The following is a 25,983-nucleotide window of genomic DNA, read 5'->3' on the forward strand; positions in this document are numbered from 1 at the left end:
TAAAGAGTGAGACTTAGATTACACAACACTAGTTTAAGGATGGGATAATATATTTCAATCCACTCACTCAATAAAGAGTGAGACTTGGAGGCGCGAGGACGCATGGATCAAGAACAACATTTCAATCCACTCACTCAATAAAGAGTGAGACCGTGAAAAAGCAATAAAAACATTACACTTTTACTACCTTCCCACACTAATCATTCAAAAAAGTGTGAATTCAATGAGAAAAACAGGAACTTTACTCCTAATTTCCCTCAAAAATTGGTACGAATCCCCTAGTGTTTTCATGTGCACTTGGGGTTCGCACCAAAATTACAGCCTTCATCCTTTTATCTATTACATTTAGTATAGTTACTCTACCAAAAAAAGTCACGCACTATTTATTTTCCAGCAAAAGTCTCCGTAACTCCTTTACTTAATTTTTCTACAATTTCTTCATTTACATAGACAGAAATCGCTCCGTCATTTACAGGAAACGTTCCACTACCCGATTCATCCAACATTACTTTTGTTGAATTGTTCCCCAATATGTCAACAAAGACTTTCCCAGCATGGAGCGCACTGATCGTCATATTTTTTGCCCCAGCCTTTGCGTTGGTCATGACAACCGCATAACCAGATGTTTCACGGTCAAATGTCCCTGTTCTTATCCAACCGACCACATCGGGATCATCAAAGTAATCCATTTCACTCCCATAAGCTAGTTTTTCTCGAATTTTTAACAGTAGTTCTAAATTTTTACCTACTGGATTCACGTTTTGAGTTGGAATTCCAAATAGATCTCCCCAAAAAACAACTGGAGTTCCAGCTTTTCGTAGCAAAATCAGTGCATATGCGTGAACTTTAAACCAACCTGCGATCCATGATTCTAAACTTTGTCCTTGTTGAGTATCATGATTATCTACAAACGTAACAGCCCATTCTGAACGTTCTTTGATTAGTGTTCCTGCAAAAATATTCCGCATATCAAAGCGACCATCCGAATTTGCCGCCTCATAGAAACGATAATGTAATGGAACATCAAATAATGAAATCAACGTTCCAGAACTATCAATATAATTCATTAATTTCTTACAATCACCATGCCAATACTCACCGACTACAAACAGTTCTTTGCCTTTTTCTTTTCTTCTATTTAATAACCACTCGACAAAATAGTTGAATCGAATATGTTTGACCGCATCTAAACGATAGCCATCAATATCTGTCAAACGTTGATGCCATTCTCCCCATTTGTCTAGCTGTTGAACTGTTTCAGGGTATTCCATATCCAGATTACAGCCCATCAAATAATCAAAGTTACCATTTTCCTGATCCACTTCCGGCTCCCAACCTTTGCCACTAAAGTTGAAAATACCATGATCCTGCCGCCGATCATCATAATCAACCCCAGAAAAATTTCTCCACGTCCAAATATAGTCATTATATTGATGGTTTCTTCCAGGAAAAGTAAATTTTGTCCAAGCTGAAATTTCTTCCTCACCACTTGTTGGGATAGTTCGATTATCTGGTCGATATTTTATTGCAGACACAGTTTCCTCCTCATCCGCTCCCATAAAATGGTCAAAGACAATATCACAGTACACTTCCATTCCAACTTTTTTTAAAGCTTGTACACATTCTAAATACTCATTTTTTGTGCCATATTTTGTGGTAATCGTTCCTTTTTGATCAAATTCTCCTAAATCATACAAATCATAAGGTGCATAGCCAACATCTTCTATTCCATTGGCGCCTTTATAAGCTGGGGGTAACCAAACACTATTAATTCCAATTTTCTGTAATTTCTCAGCTAATTCAGTCAATCGTTGCCAATGTTTGCCGTCAGCTGGTAAATACCATTCAAATCCTTGCAATATTGTACGATTCTTCATCCTGATCCCTCCGATTTTTCCTACCTTCATTAAGCCAAAGGTCAAACATCTTTGTCAAATGATAGAATCCTACATAATAAGTGCCCGCCTTGAACGTTTTTAACTAAAAATGAATGTTTTTGACCGTTTTTAATTGCATCATTAATTTGAATATGCTATTATAATCAGTGAAAAGAGGTGTGAAAATGCTTACAGAAGAAAGACATCAAGCAATTTTACGTTTATTAGATCAACAATCCGTTGTGAAATCACATGAATTGTCTACTCTTTTAAACGCATCAGAATCAACGATCAGACGTGATTTACAAGAACTAGAAAATGCTGGATTATTAGAACGAGTTCATGGCGGTGCTAAACGTATTTTAAATTTAGGCTTTGAACAAGACATGATTGAAAAATCAACCAAAAACACGCAAGAGAAACAAAGAATCGCTGCATTAGCGGCTACATTTGTTCATGACGGCGATGTTATTTATCTGGATGCAGGATCTACCACTTTAGAAATGCTCCCGTTTTTAGTCGGTAAAGATATCACTGTTGTGACCAATTCTGTTCATCACGCTGCAAAACTGGGGGATTTGAATATCAAGACTATTATCTTAGGCGGCTCACTAAAACTTTCTACAAAAGCGATCATTGGAGCAGTTGGCATGGAACAACTTAGTCATTTTCGTTTTAATAAAGCATTCATGGGAATGAACGGTGCTCATCTTGAATTTGGTTTGACAACACCTGATCCTGAAGAAGCTGCCTTAAAACGCTTAGCGATTGAACAAGCAGATGAAGCTTATATTTTAATCGATCAGACAAAATTAAACAAAGTCACTTTCACAAAAGTAACGGACCTTGATAAGGTGATCTTGCTTATCAACCATTGTTCCCCTGAGTTACTGGAACAATTCCAGAAAAAAACAACGATCAAGGAGGCAGCACAATGATTTATACAGTCACTTTAAATCCTTCAATAGACTACATTGTTCATGTTGAAGAGTTAAAATTAGGCGAATTAAACCGGATGACCAATGACTTAAAATTACCTGGTGGAAAAGGCATCAATGTTTCTAGGATTTTGAAACGAATCCAAGCAGAATCAACAGCGCTAGGATTTTTAGGTGGTTTTACCGGGACATTCATTTCTGACTGGCTAGCGAAAGAAGAAATTACAACAAAATTTACATCGGTTCTTGAAGATACACGAATCAATATCAAATTGAAATCTGAAGCAGAAACAGAAATCAACGGTTTAGGTCCTGCAATCTGCAACGAAGAAATGCAAGAACTAAAACAATCATTAAGCATGATTTCTGCTGGTGATATTGTCGTTTTATCGGGCAGCACACCTGCAACATTGCGTGACGGTTTTTATGAAGAATTAATACAAATCATCAAAGATAAACAGGCTGAATTTGTCATTGACACCACAGGTAAAGATTTACTCAATGCACTACCACAAAAGCCTTTATTAATCAAACCAAACAACCATGAATTAGCTGAATTATTTGATGTTGAATTTCAAACGATGGCGGATATTTTACCATTTGGCGAACGTTTATTGGGAGACGGTGCTCAACATGTGATCATCTCAATGGCTGGGGATGGTGCTTTGTTATTTACTAACGATGGTATCTATCGCTCAAATGTGTTGAAGCGACCTTTGAAAAATTCAGTTGGTGCTGGAGATTCTATGATCGCAGGTTTTGTGGGAAGCTTCGCTAAGCATAATGATCCTATTGAAGCATTTAAATGGGGCGTTGCTTGTGGTAGCGCGACTGCATTTTCAGATGATTTGGCTTCAGCTGAGCTAATTAATGAATTGATTGCAGAAGTGGTAATTGAAAAAATTAGATAGATTTTTCTGTTGAAAAGTACAAGGTACAGCGAAGCGGAACGTTGTTACCATATCTAGCTTCAAGAGCTAGCCTTTCGGGAAAAAGACAAAATCCGATTGTGGCAAAAAATCGCCACCCTCTGATCTTACTATTTTCCTGTCAAGGCTGATCAAGCTCTTTCAGCTTTTAAAACTATCTAGCTACGCGGGCTAGCTCCTCGGAAAAAAGATAAAATCTGATTGTGGCAAAGAGCGCCACCCTCATATTTTCCTATTTTTCTGTCAGAACTGAACGAGCCCACTACGCTTTTATTGTTATCTAGCTACGCGGGCTAGCTCCTCGGAAAAAAGATAAAATCTGATTGTGGCAAAGAGCGCCACCCTCATATTTTCCTATTTTTCTGTCGGAGCTGGACGAGCCCGCTGCGCTTTTAAAATTAGGAGGAAAAGTAATGAACATTAAAGACTTATTAGTCAAAGACGTAATGATCATGGATTTGCAAGCGACTGATAAAAAAGGCGCAATCGATGAAATGGTTCAAAAAATGTACGATGGCGGACGTATTTCAGATATTGAAACGTATAAAGAAGGCATTTTAGCTAGAGAAGCGCAGACTTCAACGGGTCTTGGTGACGGAATCGCCATGCCACATGCTAAAAATAGTGCGGTTAAAGAAGCAACTGTCCTATTTGCCAAAAGTAATAAAGGGGTAGATTATGAAGCGTTAGATGGTCAGCCAACTTATTTATTCTTTATGATTGCAGCTCCAGAAGGCGCTAACGACACTCATCTTCAAGCCTTAGCTGCTTTGTCTCGATTATTGATCGATCCAGATTTTGTCGCACAATTAAAAGAAACGAAAACCCCTGAAGCAGTCCAAAACTTGTTTCAATCAGCCGAGGAAGCAAAAGAAGCTGAAGAAAAACAAGAACAGCAAGAACAAAACGTAAACACAGATGATTCAGCTCGTAAATTTGTTGTAGCAGTTACGGCTTGTCCAACTGGAATTGCGCATACGTATATGGCTGAAGATGCCTTGAAGAAAAAAGCCAAAGAAATGGGTATTGAGATCAAAGTTGAAACAAATGGTTCTGAAGGAATCAAAAACCGTTTAACAGCTGAAGACATTGCCCGAGCTGATGGTGTGATCGTTGCAGCCGATAAAAAAGTAGAAATGAATCGCTTTGATGGTAAAGAACTTGTCAATCGTCCGGTGAGCGACGGTATTCGTAAAACAGAAGAACTGATCACGATCGCAACAAACGGTTCAGCACCTATTTTCCATAGTTCTGAATCTGATTCTAGCGAAGAAGATGACTCAGCAGAGGGTTCGATTGGTTCTAGAATTTATAAAGACTTGATGAACGGTGTCTCACATATGCTTCCCTTTGTGATTGGTGGCGGAATTGCGATTGCACTCTCATTTATGATCGATCAATTTATTGGTGTTCCTCAAGATCAACTAAGCATGCTTGGGAATTATAATGAAGCAGCTTCTTGGTTTAACCAAATCGGTGGTGCTGCTTTTGGCTTTATGTTACCAGTCTTAGCTGGATTTATTGCTTCAAGTATTGCTGATAGACCAGGACTTGTGGCTGGTTTTGCTGCTGGTGCTTTAGCCAATACTGGTGGAGCTGGTTTCTTAGGTGCTTTAGTCGGTGGTTTCCTAGCAGGTTATGTCATTATTTTCTTGAAAAAAGTATTCAAAGGATTGCCTAAGTCACTAGACGGCATCAAAACGATTTTATTTTATCCAGTCTTTGGTTTGTTAATCACTGGTGGTCTGATGCTTTTGATCAATATTCCAATGAAAGTCATCAATGATGGATTGAATAATTTCTTATTAGGTTTAGATGGTACAAACGCAGCACTTTTAGGGGCATTACTTGGTGGTATGATGGCCATTGACTTAGGTGGTCCGATCAATAAAGCGGCTTACGTATTCGGTACTGCTTCAATCGCTGCAACTGTTACAGAAGGCGGCAGTATTATTATGGCTTCTGTTATGGCCGGTGGTATGGTTCCTCCATTAGCTATTTTCATTGCAACATTGATCTTTAAAAATAAATTTACGAAAGACCAAAAAGATGCAGGATTAACAAACTTGGTGATGGGCTTGTCATTCGTTACTGAAGGAGCAATTCCTTTTGCAGCCGCTGATCCTTTACGGACGATTCCAAGTTTTGTTGTTGGATCAGCCTTAGCTGGCGGGTTAGTTGGTGGATTCGGTATCCGCTTATTAGCTCCTCATGGTGGTATCTTCGTAGCACTTTTATTGAGTCACCCACTTTTATATTTAGTCTTTATCGCAATTGGCGCAGTTGTCTCTGCCCTTGTTTTAGGTATCGTGAAAAAACCAGTTCCACAATAAGTAAAATGACGGTCTCCAAAGTAACAGACTCTTCCCTTCTGTTACTTTGGGGGCTTCTTTTTATAAAAAATACTATTTTTGGTTTATATCATTCGCTTTAAAAAAATATCTATATTAAACTTATACATAAGAAATGCGCATTCTTTACACATTAAATTATGTCACTAGCAAGATGATCATTGTTTAGAATACTTAGAAAGGATAACTATAATGAGCGTTCATTATAGCGGTTTTTTTATTATGAATAGATTATCAGGTAAAGTAATGTTAATCACAGACGGCCCAAGCAGTCTCGGTGCTGCAACAGCTAAATTAGCGGCCAAAGAAGGAGCAATCGTTGTTTGTACAGGCAAATATGTGGAGAAAATGGCCACTATCATTTCTACTATCATCGAAACAGGTGGTATTGCAACCGCCTTTAAACACGATGTCCGTTCAGTCCTTAGTTGGCGTAAAGTCCTCGCCGAAACCGTAAAAAAATATGGGAAAATCGATATTTTAGTTAATAATGCCGGTATCTCTTCACCAAAAATAATTTTGGATCTATCCGTAAAAGACTGGGAAAAAATTCAAGAAATCGACTTAAATAGTCTTACATATGGTTTAAAAGAAGTGATTCCTCTTATGATAAAAAATAATGGTGGATCGATCATCAATGTTTCATCTCTTCAAGGGTTAGTCGGTCTTTCAGACAGCAATCCTTATGTTGCAGCCAAAGATGTGATCCGTTCACTATCACTTGATGCTGCATTTGAATATGCTGAGCATAATATTCGGGTAAATTCAATTTGTCCAGGTACGATCGAAACGCCTTTGATAGAAACAACCTTTCCGACTATCAGTCCATACTATAAAAAAAGTGTCCAATTCCCTTATTTAGGAAAATCAGAAGATATCGCCAATGGAATTATTTATTTAGCTTGCGATGAAGCTAGTTTCGTTACAGGGGCAGAACTTGTGATCAATGGAGATAGAGTTGCTTTATAAACCATTATCTAAAGGCTGTTTCAGCAATTCAAAAAACCACACAATGCAGAAGTCATTGTGTGGTTTTTTTTAAATTGATCGTCGGATTTAATTTGTTCCACTTTTCCTATTCACTAATATCGATCGTCTGATTGATCGTCTCCAAATAACTAGAATCTAGAAATACAACACGCAGATGATTCTTCGCTTTTTCCAAATCAAATCTTGTAGAAGATTCCTTTTGCTTTAAATTACTGATATTCACATCAAACAATTTATCCCACAATGCATCTAAAGGAAGCTGTTGAATCGCTTCTTTTGGTAAATAAAAACGTAAGACCGAAACAAAATCTTCATATTTTTTATCCAACACATTAATTTCCAGAAATTGCCGAATATAAAATTCATACGCTGACAGACCATCATCGATAGCCATCTTAGGATCCAATACCCGATAATTCATCATCTTGCGGCTCTTTTCATCGATCCAAGGAAAATAAGCTTGCGCATTTAAGATTCCTTTCGTACGATTCACTACATATTTTTGCCGCCTATTGTCATAGCTTCTTGTAACAAAATAGGTAGCATTTTTCTTTTCAACTGGTTGATAGTAATTATTTTGATATTGTACTGTTTGAATAACCTCTTCAACAAAAGCATACTCGATAAACGGTGGTCTTAGGACCCCTGTGCCATTATTCCAAGCCAATTGATCATAACCCATCTGATCTCTAAATAAGCGTTGGTACTTTTGATTGACTGGCAAATCCCAGTTGAACGGATCATTGAATAAGGTTATCTTGAAGACTTGACTTCCCAACTCTTCAATTGCTTGAACTTGTTGCACTTCCATAAAAATCGGTTTAGGAATAATCTGAGTATATAAACTTGAATAATACATCTTCCAACAAGAGGTCAAACACAACCCTTTGAAATAAACATCGTAACCCGCTAGCTGATTACAATCAATGATCACTGCTTTTTTATGATCATATCGTTTCGGCAATTGTTTGATTTCACTGTCTGTTTCAAAGGTTCTTTTTTCAATATTTTCAACATTATTATATAAATAGTCATCTAACGAACGAATATATCCATACATACCATTTCTAACCATTCGAGTATCATAATAATCCTCAATCATTGTTTGATAAGCTGAAAAAGTACTGCCAGCTATAATTGTTTGTTCGCGAAGCGTTAACTTTGAGATATGGAGCTGAAATTCGCCGTTTTCAGCGTTTACTTTGATCCATAGATTTTCTTCTTCGGTAAGATGTTGAATTTGACTTGAGATGGCTTGTAAGCTAAATTGCCGCACTTCTTCATCACCAAAACGATAAGTTTCGGGAATCGTTACTATTCGTAACAAACTCAACCAATCAAAAACATCTTGTTTCAATTCATTTAACGAAACATTCACCCGAGTCATAACCATATAGATTTTCTTTGTTTTTTTCATTTTGCTCCACCTCGTTCCTTACGTTAAGTATAACGAAAAAAAAGAGAGACTTCATCTAATATACTTATGAAATTATATAAGAGAGGTTTTTTAGAGTTATTATCAAAGAAAGTCCATTTAAAAAATTAATTTTACTAAAAATAGGATAAAAATAATGATTTCAGTCAAACTAAAAAAACACCTTATTTCTTACAAATCATAATAATTTGAGAGAAATAAAGTATCTTTTTATTTAGCCATTTTAATTTATCTGTTTACTTTTTTGATCCACAATACGATTAATTATATAAAACAAGAGTGTCCCGAAGCCGATAATTACAATTGCCAAATAAAACGCATAGAGTTTTGAGCCAGTAATATCTGAAATTTTCCCAGTTAACGATGGAACAATTACTGAAGCGGACATTCCAAAAAAGTTAAACACTCCGTACATTGTTGCAACGCTGCCTTTAGGTGCTGATTCTCCTAGCCAAGAAATGATGATCGGTTCGACCGCTAACTTTCCAAAAAAACCATATGCCATAATACCAATTACTAAAATCGTTTGATTCGTTGTCGTGACAGTCAGAAACAACACACTAGCAGCTAAAATTTCAAGGATGATGATCAATTGTACCTTTTTCATGGGAATTCCATCTGCAATCCGGCTAAAAATCAACGCACCAGGTATCGCAGTAAAAAATACGAGCGAGGATGCTAACCCCACTGACGTTCCAGAAAACCCTTTTTCGGTTTCTAAAAAATTGGGCAACCATGTATCGATCAGATAATATGTGTATAACGTTGAAAAATATAAAATATAAGCTGAAATCATTCGAGGTTTAAACAACGCCTTGATCGAAACTTGCTTTTTCTCTTCGGAATATTTACTAACACTTGATGCCTTTTTCGGTTTTTCTAAATGGATATAACGTAAAAACATGACTATAGCCATTAGAATCAACACGATTGTCGCAAAAATCAAGGCTTGCCACGGCAATATTCCTGTTCCAACTAAATAACTCGAAGAAATTAGCCCAAGACCGCTACCAATTGCAGTTCCGCTATTGACAATGGCAGTCGACAAGCTTCGTTTAGAGACTGGTACATATTCTGCAGTCAATGAATAAGCTACTCCATAGTATGTACCACACCCTAGCCCCGCTAAAATACTTCCAATAAACACGATCCCAATAGTTTGAGACAACCCAACAATCAACGCACCAAGTCCAAACAATAAAAAACCAGGAATCAAGATCTGTTTTTTCCCCAATCTATCTACAAGCAGTCCTGATGGAATTTGCATACACACATAACCTAGAAAATAAAAACTTGAAATATGGCCTAGCTGCGCATCCGTTGCCCCACCAAAATATTCACTAATGATTGGATAAATAGGGGTCAATACCGTTCGATAAATCCATATGACGATCCAACCGACAGTTAATATATAGATAATTTGTTTCCAATAAGGAGTTTGTCTATTTCTAGTTTTGAGTTCATCCATAATCTGGTCTCCTTTTTCAGTTAAATCACTAACTAAGTTGTATTTCTATTTTCCCTCCAAAATAAGAAAAACCAGACAATAAAAATAATTATTTTTATGTCTGATCTTCCCAACCACTCTATTAACTTAATTACTTCTTGATAAAGGTACCCACAAAATCAGTAGCAACTCCTAATTCTTGCGAATAGATAACATGACCTCTTAGAATTGTTTGCACAACTTGAGCACCAATTTCACGCCCAATATAAGGACTGATTTTATTACGATATTCCAAATCTTCTGCTTTTAGCGTATATGGCGCGTTAGGTTTGATCAATACAAAGTCAGCGTCTTTGCCAATACTGATCCGACCTTTTTGGTCTAAGTCATAACGGTCTGCTGGATTTGTAGCAATGATATCAGCAAATTGTTTTAGCGACATTCCTCTTTTTTGAACCCCTTCATCAAAAAGAACATCTACATTATTTTGAACGCCAGAAATACCGCCCCACGCTTCAAATGCATTATCTTTGTCCTTTAAATCCGGTGTACATGGAGAATGATCAGATGTTACAAAATCGATTTCTCCAGATAAAACTTTTTCCCACATGCCATTTTGATTTTCTTTATCACGGATTGGCGGTGAACATTTTACAACTGGTCCAATTGCATCCAACTCATCTGTATCAAAATATAGATAGTGCGTACAAGTTTCACACGTAACATCAACACCTGCTTCTCTAGCCTTCGTTACTTCCTCTACACCTTCTGGACAAGCAATATGACAAATATGAATACGACATCCCGTTTCTTTGGCAAACAAAATTGCTCGGCGAATTGGTTCTACTTCTGTGAAAACTGGACGGCTGGCTACATAAGCTTTCAGCGTTGTTTCACCATTTTTATACGCAATTTCACCTAATTTATCGGTAATTGCTGCATTTTCAGCATGAATCGCCAAAACTTTACCTGTTTTAGCAACTTGTTTCATCCCTTCGTAAAGAGAGTAATCATCAACATTCATAAAATCACCATCGATGCTACGATCACCGCAAGTTGCCATAAAACATTTATACGCTGCTACTCCTCCATCATCTAATTCTTGGATTCCGCCTTTTAAATTGAATGGTACTAAACCACCAAATGAGCCTACATCTGATTTTAACTTTCCTTTTCCCGCCTCATATTTGATTTCCAGAGACTTACCATCAACAGTGGCTGGTACTTGGTTTAAAGGCATTTCCATAAATGAGGTAACGCCACCTTTGGCACAAGAAGCTGTTCCTGTGATATAGCCTTCCCATTGATCACGATAACCACCACCAGGATCAGTAATATGCACATGAGCATCTACCATACCAGGACTGACCACTAAGCCTACCGCATCAATGACTTTATCCGCTTCTCCAAGGTCATTCCCAATTGCTGCAATCAAACCATCTTTTACGGCAACATCTATTTTAACTTCACCAGAATCCAAAATAACTAAACCATTTTTGATTACTAAATCATAACTCATATACTTTCCTCCTAAATTTAAAAGCAGAACAAATCGGTTAATCCTGTAGAAAATTAGGAAATTAACATGGAAACGTTCTTTGTTTCACTGTTAATTTATCTATTTTCCTAAGGATTGATTTGTGCAGCTAGATAATATTAAAAGCTGAACAGGCTCGTTTAGGCTCGTAGAAAAATAGGAAAATATGATTGTGACGCTTTTTGTCACCAGCATATTTTATCTTTTTTCATAGAGACTAGCCTGTGAAGCTAGATACTGTTAAAAGCGTAGCGGGCTCGTTCATCTCTGACAAAAAAATAGGAAAATCTAACTGAGGTGTTTTTTGCCTCATTCATATTTCACCTTTTTCAGATTAGTGAGAGCGTACCCCATACAACTATTATTTTTTATCAAAGAATTTTCTTAATACCAAATATAAAACAAAAGCTGATACAAAACCTGAGATCCAAGAAATGTCAGAAATCACCTTCAATGCCGGGATAAAATTACCACTTAAACAAATAACTAAAGCCACAATAGTTGCCACATAAGCAGGTTTATTCAGACCTTTATAACTATTTTGACTATTATCTGCCTTTGGATCCATATATAACTGATTCAAGTCGATCTTTTGTTTTTGAACAAAATAGTAATTTGCAATCATTACTCCTGCAACTGGTCCTAAAACTGCACCAATCGTATTCAAGAAGATAAAGATACTTGCTGCATTTTCCATCAATTTCCACGGCATAATTAGAAAGCTAATCACACTAGCAAGTAAGACCCCTTTTTTATAATCAATTTTCTTAGGGAATAAGGCACACAGCTGATAGGCAGCTGGAATAATATTTCCTGTAGCATTAGTAGAGACAGTCGTTAATAAGAATACTAGCATTGCTACAATAATTGCAAATGAATTATCCCAACGGTCAACGATATTTAGAATATTCCATTCTTGAATACCATAACGGATTGATCCACCAATCAAAATCACTACACTTGAAAAAGCAAATATCCCATAACCAACTAAAAAACTAGCTGTTTGACCGATTGTTTGATCTTTGGTTGATTTTGCATTTTGAGTAAAATCTGAAACGCTAGCCCCTGGTGCTGCCCAAACAGCTAAAACAGAATTGATGATCATCAGATAAACAAATACTGGCGAAATATTATGAGCTGCACCGGGAACATCATAAGATAAAATTGGACCAAGTCCGCCGGCCGCACCAATCGCCCAAATAGCCATGCCACCAAAAACAATATAGATCAGCGGACTTAAAATTGCTGTAAACTTATTAAGAATCTTCCCCCCGCCAAAACCAATCAGCATATTCACAACCCAAAATAACGTGAAAGCAATCAATCCAGGAACCGAAATCCCTAAGATCATCGTGTCTCCTCCAAGAGTCAAAAATCCCGGCCAAATTTTACCAATCAAAATCAACAACGCCAACGAACCTGTATAATTCTGTAATCCAAACCAAGCGATTGCTGCCACACAACCTCTAAGAAATCCTGGAAGCTTCGCTCCTACATCTCCATAAGTTGACCGCAAGTGAATGGCAAAAGGAATGCCATACTTTGATCCTGCTCGACCATTTAATGTCATAAACAAAGCAACTGCTAGCGCACTAATTATCAAAGCCAGCATAATGTTGATAGGAGAAAGGCCTAAAAATAAAAATCCTCCGACCGCTGTGTAGTTGGGGATATTATGAACGGATCCCATCCATAAGGTAAAATAATTCAATTTCCCCATCATTCTCTTTGATAACGACTTGGGAAGTAGATCTTCATTATAGCCACGCTCTCGATAACATTGAAGTTCTTCTTCCGTGATTTGATAATCTTGGTTTTCCATTAATTCGCCTCCTTTTTAAATGTTTTTATTACGAAAATTTTTTTCGCTAAATAATAGTAAGCCTATCTAAAAAAATCCTAAAGAAAAACTTGACTAAAATAATTTTACTATAAAATAACCCTTGAAAATTAGCAAGTAAATCCAATTTTCAAGGGTTTATTCCATTATTATTAATATTTATGAATTAAACACATCATAATTTAACTCTTTTTCATCAGCTGCAATAATTAACGCTACGGTTGTATCTGCATCAACATTCAGTAAGGTTCTGAACATCCCAGAAAACCAATCGATTCCAGCCAATAATGCAATACTTTCTGTTGGTAAACCTAACATAGGCATAACTGTCGCAAGTGCTACTAAACCACCGCCTGGCACAACAACTGTCCCTAAACAAGCTAATGTTGATAATAAAACAGCTTTGATCAACTCGCCAACACCCATCTGAATATTGTAAAACTGGGCAAATGTTACGATCGCTAGCGATAAAAACATCGCTAAGCCATTACTGTTTAATGTCATTCCTAGTGGCATCACCAATTTTGAAATACGGTCGCTGATTCCTAATTTATCACGACCATCTTCTATCTGAATTGGTAACGTAATAGCTGAAGATGTCGTAGTAAATGCAACAATGGACATTCTCCACATATTTTGAGCTAGTTTTTTTACACTTACTTTACAGTACAACGCAGTTATCAATAACCAAACAACTAAAAATAGTAAGGCGCTGATTGCAAGTGTGAGTAAAAACTTCATTAATGTTAGTAAAACACCTGTACCGATTGTTCCTATAACAGGAGCAATTAGACAAAATATACCGATTGGCGCAAGTTTCATGATCAATGTTACCATTTTTAAGATCACGTTATTAAACGCTGACACAACATCTAGTAAAATCGAGTTTTTATCTTTGTCTTTGATCAAGCTTAACGCTAAACCAAACAATAACGAAAAGATGATAACTTGAATCATATTAGCTTGTGCCATTGCTTCAATAATATTTTTAGGAATAAAATCAATGATGATTTCTTGTAAACTTTCTGTGCTGGCACTTATTGTCCCCATTTCAATGTTAGAAGTTTCTAACCCTTTCCCCGGTTGAATCAATAAACCAAACACAACACCAATAATAGCAGCTAAAATGGTTGAACCCATGAACCATACAAAAACTTTTAAGCCGATTTTTCCAAGTTCTTTTGCTTCTAAACTTCCGACTGCTTCGATGACTGCCCCCATAATCAATACGACTACAGACATCTGAATCAGTCGTAAGAATAAATCTCCTATGACTTTAAATGATTCCACTTTGTCTTGGAAAATGATTCCCACTAGGACGCCTAATATAGTGGCTAACATTACCTGATTGGTCATACTCATGTTACGAATTTTTTTCATGACTGGTTTCCTCACTTTTAAGATATCATTGGATGATTTATATAATCACAAGTTATTAGAAATCTAGTCTTTATTAAGCTTTTTGTTTTTTGTTAAGATTCGCTAACAAGAATAAAATGGTTCCAACCACTAATAGAATAACTGAAATATAAAAGCCCATTACTTTTGAACCAGTAGCATCTGAAATCGATCCTGTTAATGTTGGAGCGATAACTGAAGACATCATTCCGAAAAAGTTAAATACACCAAGTGTTGTACCAATTCCAACTTTAGGCGCATTTTCGCCAAGCCATGAAATAATGATTGGCTCCACTGCAAGTTTTCCTAAAAATCCATACATGATCAAGCTAATCAATAAAAATGTTGAATTAGTTGCTTGAACTGTAAACAACAGCATTGCCGCAGCTAGAAGTTCTAAAATCACGATAAATTGAACTTTTTTATGCATATATTTATCTGCTAAACGACTAAAGAACAACGCTCCTGGAATTGAAGCAAATGCAACCAATGATGCAGAGAAACCAATTGCTGCACCTTCAAAACCTCTTTCAGTACCCAAGAAGTTTGGTAACCAAGTAACTGTCATATAATAGCCGTAACATGTTGCAAAGTATAAAATATAAGCGAATAACATTTTTGGTGCAAATAATTTTTTAACTGATACATGTTCTTTTTCTACAACTGGAGCGTCTTTCGCAACAGCTGCCGCTTCTGCTTCTGCAACTTCTGATTGTGCTAAAAATTCAGCATCTTCTTTATTATTACGAATAATTGCTACAAATGCGATTAACATTACAACAATCAATGCTACAGAAATATACATCATTGTTTGCCATGGGAATTGTAACTGAACAACTAAGAAACTTGATAAAATCAACCCTAAACCTGAACCAACGGCTGATCCACTATTCACGATAGCAGTAGAGAAACTTCTTTTTTCTTTAGGAATATTTTGAGATGTTAGAGAATACGCTGAACCATAAAATGATCCACAACCTAAACCAGCTAAAACACTTCCGATATAAATCATTGAAATGCTTGTTGCTTGAGAAATCAGTAACGCTGCTAAACCGAAAACAATAAAACCTGGAATCAATACTTTTTTCTTTCCAATTTTATCTACTAAAAAACCTGCTGGAATCTGCATTGCTACATATCCAAAAAAGTAACAAGTAGAGATAAAGCCTAACGCTGTATCCGTGATATTTCCGCCTAATGATGCATTAATCTGCGGATATGCAGGTGATAAAGCTGAACGATAAACCCAGATTGTTACCCAACCAGCACATAACAAAATAACAATTTTTTTCCAATAATCCATTCCTGAACCCTTACTTTTTGCATCCATGTCTTTTCCTCCATATGTTATTTTTTTATATGTCTGATAATAAAAATGTTTGTGCAATTTCACTTCAAACTTATAAAAGAATAACTTCTTATTCACTAATAATTGTAAGCGGTAGCAAACTTTCACGCATCATTATTTTTCACAAACTTGTCAAAAAGTTTGTGCAAAGCGAACAATCACTTGTTCTTTCACACAAACAATTTAACATCAATTCTATTTTTTATAGATATTTAATGCCGCTTTGACAGCTTCACCTTTGTTGATTTGGGCACCATAATAATTAAGTGCACCTTCCAAAGCTGATAATACATGCAGTACATTTGATTTTCTACTGCTGTAACCCATATTGCCAATACGCCAGACTTTTCCTTGAAGCGCACCAAAAGAAGAGGCAATTTCTACGCCAAATTCGTCTAACATTAATGCTCGGACTTGTTCGCCATCAATGCCATCTGGAATCATAATTGGTGTAACAGTGGGCATCTTAGTTGATAGATCTCCATAAAAACCTAAGCCCATTGCTTTTATCCCAGCAACGATTGCTTGATCATTTTGAGCATGGCGAGCATAAACATTGTCCATACCTTCTTTAATCATCATGCGTAAGCCCTCATGCAGGCCGTAGATCATGCTTGTAGCTTCTGTATGATGATTGATTCGCTCTTCACTCCAATAACGCTGTAACTGGCTTAAATCAAGATAATTACTACTGATGTGATTGTCATTACGGATATCTTTACTTAAACCCAATTCTTTTTGATAACGACTTGTTAACACTTTTTCTACTCGGTCATTATAAGTAATCAATGATAAACCTGATGGTACACTCACACATTTTTGTGTTCCTGCAATCGCGATATCTACGCCCCAAGCATCGACTTCAAGCGGCACACCACCATATGTTGCAACCATATCTACAACGAAGAAAATATCGTTAGCTTGACAATGTTGCCCAATTTTTTCCATTGCTTGCATTTGTCCATTAGCAGTTTCACCATGGACCATAGCAACGATTTTTGGTTGATATTTTTTGATTTCCTCAATGACTGTTTCTTGTTCAAATGGCGCATCCCATTCTTTTTCAAGATAATGAATTTCAGCTTGTGCACGCTCACAGATTTCGCCTAAAAGATAAGCAAAACGACCATAGACTGGAATCAAAACTTTATCACCAGGTTCAATCAAAGCAATCAAAGCAGCTTCTAAGCCAGAACGAGATGTTCCATCGACAGCAAAAGCTTGCTCATTCTTTGTTCCAAAAGGAATCTTGATCATTTCTTTTACTTCATCCATAATTTGTAAAAAGGCTGGATCAAATTGACCTAAAATTGAAGCAGACATTGCTCTCAATGCTACAGGATGAGCCTCAACAGGTCCTGGCGTCATAATAGTTCTACTTGGTACTGATATTTCTGAAAACATAACGATTCCCTCTTTTCCGTTTTAGTTTCATCCTACCCTTATATCTGAAAAAGTCATTGTCACTTTTGAATAAAAAATATGAATTTTCGGTTATTATGTACAAACCCTTCTTGAATCTGCATGCGCTATCATTTAGAATAGGAGATATGATGAGAAATACAGCTATTTAAATTAGTAATCTTGATTATTTTTACCCCCAAGCATCATGCTGAAATGATTGGTGTAACTTGATTAAGATACATACTAAAATAATTTATTATCTAGCTTCAAGAGCTAGCCTTTCGGGAAAAAGATAAAAAATAGATGAGATAAAAAGCACCTCAGGCATTTTTTCCTATTTTCCTGTCAAGGCTAAATGAGCTCTTTCAGCTTTAAATGTTATCTAGCTACTCGGGCTAGCTCCTCGGAAAAAAGATAAAATCTGATTGTGGCAAAAAGCACCTCAGTTATATTTTCCTATATTTCTGTCGGAGCTGAACGAGCACATTATGCTTTTAAATTTATCTAGTTATGCGGGCTAGCTCCTCGGAAAAAAGATAAAATCTGATTGTGGCAAAAAGCACCTCAGTTATATTTTCCTATATTTCTGTCGGAGCTGAACGAGCACATTATGCTTTTAAATTTATCTAGCTACGCGGACTAGCTCCTCGGAAAAAAGATAAAATCTGATTGTGGCAAAGAGCGCCACCCTCATATTTTCCTATTTTTCTGTCGGAGCTGAGCGAGCCCGCTTCGCTTTTAATATTAGGAGGGAATCCATTGACCACTTTAGAAGATTTGTTAAAAATACCAAGATTTTCTGATCTAAAATTATTAACTAACCCTACAAATGCCAATACCATCGTTGAAAGTATTGAAATTTCTGAGACACCTGATGTGGCCAATTTTATTCCGAAGAAAATTTTTCTTTTAACGACCGCGATGGTTTACAAAAATAATCAAATAGAACTTTTTACCTTGATTGATTCTTTAAAAGAACAAGAAGCAGCTGGGATCGGTATCAAGGTTGGGCGTTTTATTGAAACAATTGATCCTGCTATTATCGATTATGCCAATGAGATCAATTTTCCTGTCGTTCAAGTGCCTAGCACTCAGCCTTTAGGGGCTTTGTTGCACCAATTGCTAAATTACTTGTGGGATACTAAAACAGAGCAGTTAAGTTATGCGTTAGATATTCAAAAGCGCTTTTCTGATTTGCTGATTCATGATGTAAGTATTGCTCGTTTTATCGCAGATTTTGGTAAAATGATCAATACACCTGTGATTTTATTAAGTCCTTATCGTAAAGTGATTGCTCATTCAAAACATTTTACCCAGACGTCAAAGCCTGCTGAATATTATGTTGAACAACTCGTTAGTAAATATGACAACTGGAATGAAGATAATCATGCCTCCTTTATGATCAAAGATCTAAATCAAGAACCATTACAGATTGCCGGATTTTCAGTTACGGTAAATAGCTATTTTCCACATCACTTACTGATTTTAAACCCACAGCAAGTTCCTTATCCAATGTCGGAGTTTGCAGTTGAACAGGCCTGTTTAGTCTTGTCTTTTATGTTGTATAAGAATCAAAAAGTTCAGGAATCACTAGATTTTCTTAAAAGTGATTTTTTAGGTCAACTCGTTGAATACCAACAAACACCTCATCAGTCCAGACGTGATTGGCTCGATCTTGGTACCAATTATGGATTAAAGAAAAGTACACAGTATCAGGTTGTTTATGCTGCATGTAGTCAAACTACTGCTACTGCTACAAAGATTAAATACCAACAAGAAGAAAGTGATGTCGCCTTTCAATGGCTACAAGAAACATTACCACCACGGATCAAACATGTCAGTATTTTTAAAGTAAAAAATACGAATCACTTAGCGATTTTAATTCAAAGCAGAGTAGAAGATCTAGAAAAAATCTTAACTGAACTATCGCTGGCTCTCTCTGAAAAGCTGCCAATCACTTTGACATTCGCTTTAGGTAATCTGTATGAAACAATCGAGCAAATTGCTAGTTCTTTTATTGAGGCTAAAACAGCTTATGAAGAAATGCTGACGATGACAGATGGCTCACTAACTCATCGTTACCATCCTAAAGGAATGAAGAGTTTATTTGAGAAAATGAGTCTGGAAGATATTCATTATTTCTGTGAAACAACTTTAAAAGAGCTTGCTTATCCTATTGAAGACTCATTCATTGAGCTTCGAAAAACATTACAGTGCTATTTAAGTTTTCAATGTGAAATTTCAAAAACTGCTAAAGAGATGTATTTACATCGTAATACGATTAAATATAGAATCGATCATTGTGCAAAGTTGCTTGGAAAAAGCATTCAAGACCCAAATAATAGTTTGAATTTACGTTTGGCTTTAGAGCTATCTGAACGATCTAATCAACATCAATAAAAAAATAGAAGTTGAAAGAGTAGGCTGGGACGGAAGCGTTTAGCCATTCCTCTTTCAACTTCTATTTTAATTTTATCTAACCTGTGATTCTTGTGCCAGCTCTTCCTAGTAAAGCTTGGTCGGCTTCTTCTAAGGAACAGATGATAGCAGTTTTACCTTGTGCAGCAAAACCAATTGCAGCTTCCATTTTTGGTCCCATACTTCCGTCTGCAAAATGACCTTCATCCATATATTGTTGCGCTTGTTTTACAGAAATCGTTTCTAATTTTTCTTGATTCTCTTTACCATAATTGATGTAGACATTACTTACGTCTGTCAACATCATAAAGACATTGGCATCGATTTGCTCAGCTAGTTTTTTACCTGTACGATCTTTATCGATAACAGCTTCGATTCCTCTTAACAAGCCATCTTGATCACGAACAACAGGAATCCCTCCGCCGCCACCTGCAATAACAATCGTGTTGCGATTTAATAAATTAACGATTGCATCTACACCATGGATAGCTTTTGGTTGTGGTGAAGGTACGACACGACGGTAGCCACGACCAGCATCTTCCATCATCACCCAATTTTTCTCTTGCTCCATTTGTTTGGCTTCTTCTTCCGAATAAAAAATTCCGATCGGTTTGTTTGGATTTTGAAATGCTTCATCATCCGCTGACACTTCAGTTTGAGTTAATAATGTGATCACATTGCTCGTCAAACCTTTTGTTTCCAACGAATTTTTCAAACTTTGCTCTAACATATAGCCAATAAACCCTTGAGATTCTGCATTACATACATCTAATGGAAACGGCGGAACTACATCTTTTGCTTCCTCATTTTGTCTCAGAATATTCCCAACTTGTGGACCGTTTCCATGTGTTAAAACGATTTCATAATCGATTTCTTCTATCTTTGCAACTAGTTCAGCACTTACCTTAACATTATCTAGTTGTACCTCAAGTGTTGCTTCTTGGTTTGGTTTTAAAATCGCATTGCCTCCCAATGCGATTACGACACGATTTGCCATAAAAATCCTCCTTCATTTGCTCCTAAAAAATTTGATTGTACTAATTAAGCCTGCCAGTAAATCAACACCTGATGTGTGACCTACGCTCATGACTGCTTCTACGACCTGTTCTATTTGTTCTTCATTACTATTTGTTGTTAATGCCGTTACTAAATTCATTACTGGTTCACTAAAACGGCCTGATAATGCGCATAACAAATAATGCTTGCTGATATCTGTTGTTAGAACCTGTTCTGTTAACAGTTCAGTAAGTAAATTTATTAATGTGGAATTTTCTTCTTTTAATAGAATTCTTGCAGCTAGATGACCGACGACCATATCATCACCAGATGGCGTCAAGCCTGGACCTCTACCTATAAGAAAATCAAGACCTGCTTCTTGCTGCGATTGCTCTTCTAAACATAAACACTGAATGGCTTCACTAAATAGATTTCCAACTTTTACAAAATCAGCCAATGTGTTTTGACTGCCAGTTTCTTTTTCTACTGTATTTGTATATGAAAGCAGTTTTTCTAAACTAATTGTCAACACTTCTTCAGTTCGCTCTATTTTAGACGAGTAGGGTTTCCCATGCATCAGAAATAGATGTTCGTTAGAAAAATGGAGACTATTTTGCTGCCAGATTATCTGTTCATTGATCTCAACCGTGTCTAGTAAATTGGTAAAATCAGTTGCATCTAAATAAATTCCATTCGGCATAAAAGGATAGTTAGTGGTCGTAATGACCACTAACTGTTGTTTCCTCTCATCTTGAAGATTGAAACTACTTTTATATTTGCTGTGAACGTACCATTTTTGTACCCCAATGTCATTGGTTAACAGATTTTCATCGATAAAACGAGCATTAACAAACAATGTCTTCACCTTTTATTCTGTAAAACCTAATTTTTTTGCATAAGCTAAAACGGCTTTTTCAAAACAGTCGATTGGCGGTGTTACCGTTCCGGCACCAATTTGACCTAAACCAGCTTTCTTATTCGCGATTCCTGTATTAATCACTGGAAGAATTCCTGTTTCAACAACTTTTCGTGCATCGATTCCAAGACAAATTCCTTTAAAGTCCCATGTTGGAACTGGGAAATTTGGATTAGTGTCAATACAAATCTCCGTCATTTCATTACTTGTATTCAACGCATCGTAGAAGCCACCTGAACCCACAAAACGAGTAACCGCAGGTGCTGCAATCATTGCCATACCCCCAACACCAAATGTCTCTGTAATCGCGCTGTCACCCATATCTGGTGCTGCATCTGCTTCACTGAAGCCAGAGAAATATAATCCTTGAGGTGTGTTAACAGGACCGGTAAACCATTCGTCACCCATCCCTGCAATACGGATCCCAAATTCATGTCCATTTCTACACATAGCTGTAACGATCGTACCTTCTTGAATTTGTCTTGCCCCATCCATAACAGCTTTCGCTGATGCCATCATGATGTTCAAGAAAAATTGATCCGTGTCTGCTAAGAATTGAACCACTTCTTCACGTTTCGTTTGATCGATTTCAGTCAATCCAACAATGATCGGTGCCATTTCTTTCAAGAAAGCTAATGATGCTGCAATATTACGTTGATGGAATTCATCCCCCATAGCAATCGCTTTAGCAACCAACACATTGATGTTTAAGCCGTCTTCTTTTGTTTTTAATGCTGCACTTAAAACAGGTGCCAACGTGTCTCTCATCCATCTTAAACGAGTAATTACTTCATCAGAATAAGCACCAAAACGTAATACCGCACCAATTCCTTCGTTCATTGTACAAAAAGCACGATTACCGTCTGTTTTATTTTCAACGACTAAAACCGCCATGTTCGCAGAAGTGATTCCGCCCATTGGTCCTACAGCGTTAACATGATGACATGGAATTAATTTCACTTCACCAGATTCTAGCATTTTTCTAGCTTCTTCTTCGGTTTCACACCATTCTTCAAATAATGCTGCTCCTACACAAGCGCCTTGAATTGGGTCAACCATTTTATCGTAAGTGATTGGAGGTCCTGCATGAAGTAGGACTTTCCCTTCATTTAATTCTTGGATTACTGATTTTGCTGGAACTACATCTAATAAGAAAGGTGAACCAGCAACGATTTTTGCTGCTACTGCTTGGTTTGCTTCATCGATTGTTTTGTATACCATGTTTGTCATCCCTTCTTATTTACCTAATTCTACTTTATTTAAAAACTGTAGTGCTTTTTGCAAGGTGATATTTCCACCTGCAACTGGTTGCCAGTCATACTGAACGACTTTACCACCATGATTGATGATGGCCTCTGAGAAACTACGTAAACCAACGTTGATAAAGCCTTGATTTGTCAACAACGCTAACATTGCTTCTGTTGGCTCAATTGCAACTGGCGTTACTGCTGGTGCTGCTTCGATTGCTTTATCCGTTTGAGTTAGTGGATGATCTAGGATCGCTAGAGCTAAACGAACTGCTTGTGCATTACTGTCACAAAGAATTACGCCAGCATCTTTCATGATTGTTTCTTGCTCATGAATATTTTGAGGATCTTCGTCCGTTCCTACAATCGTACTGATCACAAATAATTCTCTGCCTTCAGCCTTTGCATTTGCTTTGATTTCTTTGATGGTTGGCGCTAATTCTTGTGCCATATTTGCATGAGAACCGTAGCCTAATACAACATCTAATAAAATAATCGCTGTTTCAGGGTCTTTTCCAGCTTCTTCTAACATTTCTTTACGTTTTGATGGATCGATCATTGGATGAGGTTTACCTTGCGTATAAACGTCATCTCCTAAGTCAATGATCTCATGTCCTTGATTTTTTAAGATAAAGCCTTCTGGCGCATGTTCGTCAGCCGTCAAAGCAAGACCTTCTTTAATCAGCATTGCCGCTTCATAAGCAAGAGTTCCGCCGGAGTATAAGCCTTTAACATATTTTTGTTCAGGTTTGAAAGAATGAGCAGGAACTGTTAATGTTTCTTTCACAGCTTGAACGTTTTTTTTATTCAATAATTGAACAGCCGTTTGAGCTGCTTCTTCTAAAGTATAAGCACGATATAGATTTTCTTCATGAGACGTTGGTTTTTCGCCTAGGAAAATCGTTACAGCTGGTTTTGAGATGCTTCTTAAAAGATTTAAGACTTCATCACGAACTTCTGGTGCAGGTGGTTTAGAGATTACAACCACCACTTCTGTGTTAGGGTCTTTCTCTAATGTCATGATGCTATCTTTTAAAGTGATTCCGCCAATTTCAGCTTTTAAATCACGCCCGCCAGTTCCAATTGCGTTCGTTACACCGCCACCTAATTTGTGGATGATCGTTGTTACTTCTTGAATACCTGTACCAGAAGCCCCAACAACACCGATTTTACCTTTACGAACAGCATTTGTGAATGCCACAGGAATCCCGTTGATAATGCCCGTTCCGCAGTCTGGTCCCATCAATAGCAACCCAGCATCATGTGCTTTTTCTTTTAAGCGTTTTTCATCTTCAATCGCAACATTATCACTAAAACAGAAGACATGTTTGCCTTCATCTAAAGCTTTTTCAATTTCAAGTGCTGCATGGGTACCAGGAATAGAGAAAACAACTACGCCAGCATCTTTACCAAGCTCAAAGGCTTTATCCCACGTTTTTACGACTTCTTCACCTGATGCGTCGCCGCCACCTTTTGTTTGTTCTTCTAAAAATACATCGATTTCCGTTAAAACTTGATCGATCAATGAGTCATCTTCAATGTCTAACACGATTACCATGTCATTGGAAGAAGCTTTTTCTAATTCATCGGTGTATAAACCACCCGTTTTGAAAATATCTTTGTTAGCAGGTGTTCCCATCATAACAGAAACATTATGAACGCCATCGATTGTATTTAATTTGTTGGTTAATAACATCAAGACGATTGAATCTTGATAGCTATTTGCTTTGATAATTGTGTGCAGCATTGAAATTCCTCCATTTATTTATTTTGCTTTGCAAAATTTATTCCGCAAACTTATTTTTGTGATCATAACGATCATAATGAATATCATCGCTGATCAAATATTCGTAAATATCATCTACGATTTCAATTCCATTTTCTTCATAATTTTTTTCACGGGCACGTCCTCGTTCCCCTGGGTAGTTCACTTCAGTAAAACCAGGGCTTGGACTGATTTCTTTTAATTCATCCAACATTGTTGAAATATTCTTTTTAAAGACGTCTAAACCAATGAAGAAATCTGGATTGATCACAATGTGAAGCTGACCTAATTCGCGGCCTTTAGATAAATCATGATACATGGAAGAAACGTGTTTGCCAAATGGCACGCCTAGTAAAATACCAGATAAAATATCTACCATCATCATCAAACCATAGCCTTTTGGTCCAGCAATCGGCAACAATGCATTGACTGCTGTTGAATCGGTTGTCGGGTTCCCTTTGGCATCTACTGCCCAAGAATCTGGTATAGCTTCTTTTTTAGAACGAGCATGCAAGATTTTCCCCCACGCTTGAACGGTTGTTGCCATATCAAATGTAATCACACGATCGTCATTACTAGGTGCAGCAAAGGCAATTGGATTCGTCCCGAAGTAAGGTTCACTTCCTCCAAATGGTACAACCATTGGATCAGATTGGCAAACAGAAAGGGCTACCATATCTTGTTCTGCAGCTCTTTCTACATAATAGGCAAGCGCTCCACTATGAGAGATATTGCGGACTCCAACAACGGCTACACCATTTTTCTTCGCCATTTCGATTGCGAGATCCATTGCTTTTTCTGCTGCTACAAAACCAGAACCGTTATCGCCTTCAAACATACCACAGCTAGGAGCTGTTTGGTTAAAAGAAAAAGTAGGATCATTGGTGATACCACCTTTGGCAATTCGTTCTGAATAATATTCTACGCGCATCGCACCATGAGAATGAATTCCTCGTGCATCTGCAAATGTCAAAACATCGCTTACGATTCCTGCATGTTCTTCTGATAAACCAGCTTTTTGTATTTTATCTTTGATTAGTTGATGTAAATCCGCTTTTTTTACTCTCATTTAAAACGCCTCCTTTTATTTAAATGTTTCCCGAATCAACACACATATAATAAGCAACCTTCTGTTTTTAAGTATCTA

18 protein-coding genes are annotated in these 25,983 nt (G+C 37.0%); 5 read left to right on the forward strand and 13 right to left on the reverse strand.

Annotated elements, in window-relative coordinates; all coding sequences use genetic code 11:
- Window positions 1-383 precede the first annotated feature (383 nt).
- Complete coding sequence (locus ATZ35_RS00210; protein WP_208928274.1) at window positions 384-1,877, reverse strand: alpha-amylase; 1,494 nt, start codon at window positions 1,875-1,877, stop codon at window positions 384-386.
- Window positions 1,878-2,062: 185 nt separating this feature from the next.
- On the opposite strand from ATZ35_RS00210, the gene ATZ35_RS00215 reads away from it, so the two are divergent.
- The 4 genes from ATZ35_RS00215 (at window position 2,063) to ATZ35_RS00230 (ending at window position 7,064) form a co-directional block, all read left to right on the forward strand.
- Window positions 2,063-2,815 carry a DeoR/GlpR family DNA-binding transcription regulator gene (locus ATZ35_RS00215; RefSeq protein WP_279614914.1) on the forward strand — a complete coding sequence of 251 codons (753 nt, stop codon included), beginning with the start codon at window positions 2,063-2,065 and terminating at the stop codon, window positions 2,813-2,815.
- On the forward strand, window positions 2,812-3,726 hold the full coding sequence (pfkB, locus tag ATZ35_RS00220) for a 1-phosphofructokinase (protein ID WP_208928277.1): 915 nt from the start codon (window positions 2,812-2,814) through the stop codon (window positions 3,724-3,726). The genes ATZ35_RS00215 and pfkB overlap by 4 nt, the downstream gene beginning before the upstream one ends.
- Before the next feature lie 431 nt (window positions 3,727-4,157).
- Window positions 4,158-6,077, forward strand: coding sequence for a PTS fructose transporter subunit IIABC (locus ATZ35_RS00225; protein WP_208928279.1), 1,920 nt, complete (start codon window positions 4,158-4,160; stop codon window positions 6,075-6,077).
- Window positions 6,078-6,317: 240 nt separating this feature from the next.
- Window positions 6,318-7,064 (forward strand): SDR family NAD(P)-dependent oxidoreductase, encoded by a 747-nt coding sequence (locus tag ATZ35_RS00230; protein ID WP_244148187.1) that lies wholly within the window; start codon window positions 6,318-6,320, stop codon window positions 7,062-7,064.
- Window positions 7,065-7,170: 106 nt separating this feature from the next.
- On the opposite strand, the gene ATZ35_RS00235 is transcribed toward ATZ35_RS00230, so the two are convergent.
- From ATZ35_RS00235 to ATZ35_RS00265, 7 genes are all read right to left on the reverse strand, one after another.
- Window positions 7,171-8,502, reverse strand: coding sequence for a hypothetical protein (locus ATZ35_RS00235; protein WP_208928283.1), 1,332 nt, complete (start codon window positions 8,500-8,502; stop codon window positions 7,171-7,173).
- A gap of 241 nt (window positions 8,503-8,743) precedes the next feature.
- Window positions 8,744-9,988: an MFS transporter gene (locus ATZ35_RS00240; protein ID WP_208928285.1), complete on the reverse strand. Its 1,245-nt coding sequence runs from the start codon at window positions 9,986-9,988 to the stop codon at window positions 8,744-8,746.
- Window positions 9,989-10,118: 130 nt separating this feature from the next.
- Window positions 10,119-11,486, reverse strand: coding sequence for an allantoinase AllB (gene allB / locus ATZ35_RS00245; protein WP_208928287.1), 1,368 nt, complete (start codon window positions 11,484-11,486; stop codon window positions 10,119-10,121).
- Between the two features lie 379 nt (window positions 11,487-11,865).
- Window positions 11,866-13,326, reverse strand: a complete 1,461-nt coding sequence (gene allW, locus ATZ35_RS00250; RefSeq protein ID WP_208928289.1) for an allantoin permease — start codon at window positions 13,324-13,326, stop codon at window positions 11,866-11,868.
- Window positions 13,327-13,503: 177 nt separating this feature from the next.
- The gene (locus tag ATZ35_RS00255) at window positions 13,504-14,724 is read right to left on the reverse strand and encodes a dicarboxylate/amino acid:cation symporter (RefSeq protein ID WP_208928291.1); all 1,221 of its coding nucleotides are present in this window, start codon (window positions 14,722-14,724) and stop codon (window positions 13,504-13,506) included.
- 73 nt (window positions 14,725-14,797) lie between these two features.
- Window positions 14,798-16,072 (reverse strand): MFS transporter, encoded by a 1,275-nt coding sequence (locus ATZ35_RS00260; protein WP_208928293.1) that lies wholly within the window; start codon window positions 16,070-16,072, stop codon window positions 14,798-14,800.
- A 213-nt stretch (window positions 16,073-16,285) separates the two neighbouring features.
- The gene (locus ATZ35_RS00265; RefSeq protein ID WP_208928295.1) at window positions 16,286-17,494 is read right to left on the reverse strand and encodes a pyridoxal-phosphate-dependent aminotransferase family protein; all 1,209 of its coding nucleotides are present in this window, start codon (window positions 17,492-17,494) and stop codon (window positions 16,286-16,288) included.
- A gap of 759 nt (window positions 17,495-18,253) precedes the next feature.
- On the opposite strand from ATZ35_RS00265, the gene ATZ35_RS00270 reads away from it, so the two are divergent.
- Window positions 18,254-19,894, forward strand: coding sequence for a PucR family transcriptional regulator (locus ATZ35_RS00270; protein WP_208928297.1), 1,641 nt, complete (start codon window positions 18,254-18,256; stop codon window positions 19,892-19,894).
- A gap of 76 nt (window positions 19,895-19,970) precedes the next feature.
- On the opposite strand, the gene arcC is transcribed toward ATZ35_RS00270, so the two are convergent.
- From arcC to allD, 5 genes are read right to left on the reverse strand one after another with little or no spacing between them, the layout of a single operon-like run.
- Window positions 19,971-20,909 carry a carbamate kinase gene (gene arcC / locus ATZ35_RS00275; RefSeq protein ID WP_208928299.1) on the reverse strand — a complete coding sequence of 313 codons (939 nt, stop codon included), beginning with the start codon at window positions 20,907-20,909 and terminating at the stop codon, window positions 19,971-19,973.
- A 12-nt stretch (window positions 20,910-20,921) separates the two neighbouring features.
- Complete coding sequence (locus ATZ35_RS00280) at window positions 20,922-21,773, reverse strand: oxamate carbamoyltransferase subunit AllH family protein (protein WP_244148188.1); 852 nt, start codon at window positions 21,771-21,773, stop codon at window positions 20,922-20,924.
- Window positions 21,774-21,776: 3 nt separating this feature from the next.
- Window positions 21,777-23,045, reverse strand: coding sequence for a YlbE family protein (locus ATZ35_RS00285; protein WP_208928301.1), 1,269 nt, complete (start codon window positions 23,043-23,045; stop codon window positions 21,777-21,779).
- A gap of 15 nt (window positions 23,046-23,060) precedes the next feature.
- On the reverse strand, window positions 23,061-24,818 hold the full coding sequence (gene fdrA, locus ATZ35_RS00290) for an acyl-CoA synthetase FdrA (protein WP_208928303.1): 1,758 nt from the start codon (window positions 24,816-24,818) through the stop codon (window positions 23,061-23,063).
- Between the two features lie 37 nt (window positions 24,819-24,855).
- Window positions 24,856-25,905: an ureidoglycolate dehydrogenase gene (allD, locus tag ATZ35_RS00295; RefSeq protein ID WP_208928305.1), complete on the reverse strand. Its 1,050-nt coding sequence runs from the start codon at window positions 25,903-25,905 to the stop codon at window positions 24,856-24,858.
- Between the last annotated feature and the right edge of the window lie 78 nt (window positions 25,906-25,983).

This window comes from Enterococcus rotai (assembly GCF_001465345.1).
Lineage (GTDB): Bacteria > Bacillota > Bacilli > Lactobacillales > Enterococcaceae > Enterococcus_L > Enterococcus_L rotai.

Excerpts from the sequence above, each read along its gene's own strand:
- ATZ35_RS00210 (WP_208928274.1), bottom strand. The coding sequence starts at position 1,877 with ATGAAGAATCGTACAATATTGCAAGGATTTGAATGGTATTTACCAGCT.
- ATZ35_RS00215 (WP_279614914.1), top strand. The coding sequence starts at position 2,063 with ATGCTTACAGAAGAAAGACATCAAGCAATTTTACGTTTATTAGATCAA.
- pfkB (WP_208928277.1), top strand. The coding sequence starts at position 2,812 with ATGATTTATACAGTCACTTTAAATCCTTCAATAGACTACATTGTTCAT.
- ATZ35_RS00225 (WP_208928279.1), top strand. The coding sequence starts at position 4,158 with ATGAACATTAAAGACTTATTAGTCAAAGACGTAATGATCATGGATTTG.
- ATZ35_RS00230 (WP_244148187.1), top strand. The coding sequence starts at position 6,318 with ATGAATAGATTATCAGGTAAAGTAATGTTAATCACAGACGGCCCAAGC.
- ATZ35_RS00235 (WP_208928283.1), bottom strand. The coding sequence starts at position 8,502 with ATGAAAAAAACAAAGAAAATCTATATGGTTATGACTCGGGTGAATGTT.
- ATZ35_RS00240 (WP_208928285.1), bottom strand. The coding sequence starts at position 9,988 with ATGGATGAACTCAAAACTAGAAATAGACAAACTCCTTATTGGAAACAA.
- allB (WP_208928287.1), bottom strand. The coding sequence starts at position 11,486 with ATGAGTTATGATTTAGTAATCAAAAATGGTTTAGTTATTTTGGATTCT.
- allW (WP_208928289.1), bottom strand. The coding sequence starts at position 13,326 with ATGGAAAACCAAGATTATCAAATCACGGAAGAAGAACTTCAATGTTAT.
- ATZ35_RS00255 (WP_208928291.1), bottom strand. The coding sequence starts at position 14,724 with ATGAAAAAAATTCGTAACATGAGTATGACCAATCAGGTAATGTTAGCC.
- ATZ35_RS00260 (WP_208928293.1), bottom strand. The coding sequence starts at position 16,072 with ATGGATGCAAAAAGTAAGGGTTCAGGAATGGATTATTGGAAAAAAATT.
- ATZ35_RS00265 (WP_208928295.1), bottom strand. The coding sequence starts at position 17,494 with ATGTTTTCAGAAATATCAGTACCAAGTAGAACTATTATGACGCCAGGA.
- arcC (WP_208928299.1), bottom strand. The coding sequence starts at position 20,909 with ATGGCAAATCGTGTCGTAATCGCATTGGGAGGCAATGCGATTTTAAAA.
- ATZ35_RS00285 (WP_208928301.1), bottom strand. The coding sequence starts at position 23,045 with ATGGTATACAAAACAATCGATGAAGCAAACCAAGCAGTAGCAGCAAAA.
- fdrA (WP_208928303.1), bottom strand. The coding sequence starts at position 24,818 with ATGCTGCACACAATTATCAAAGCAAATAGCTATCAAGATTCAATCGTC.
- allD (WP_208928305.1), bottom strand. The coding sequence starts at position 25,905 with ATGAGAGTAAAAAAAGCGGATTTACATCAACTAATCAAAGATAAAATA.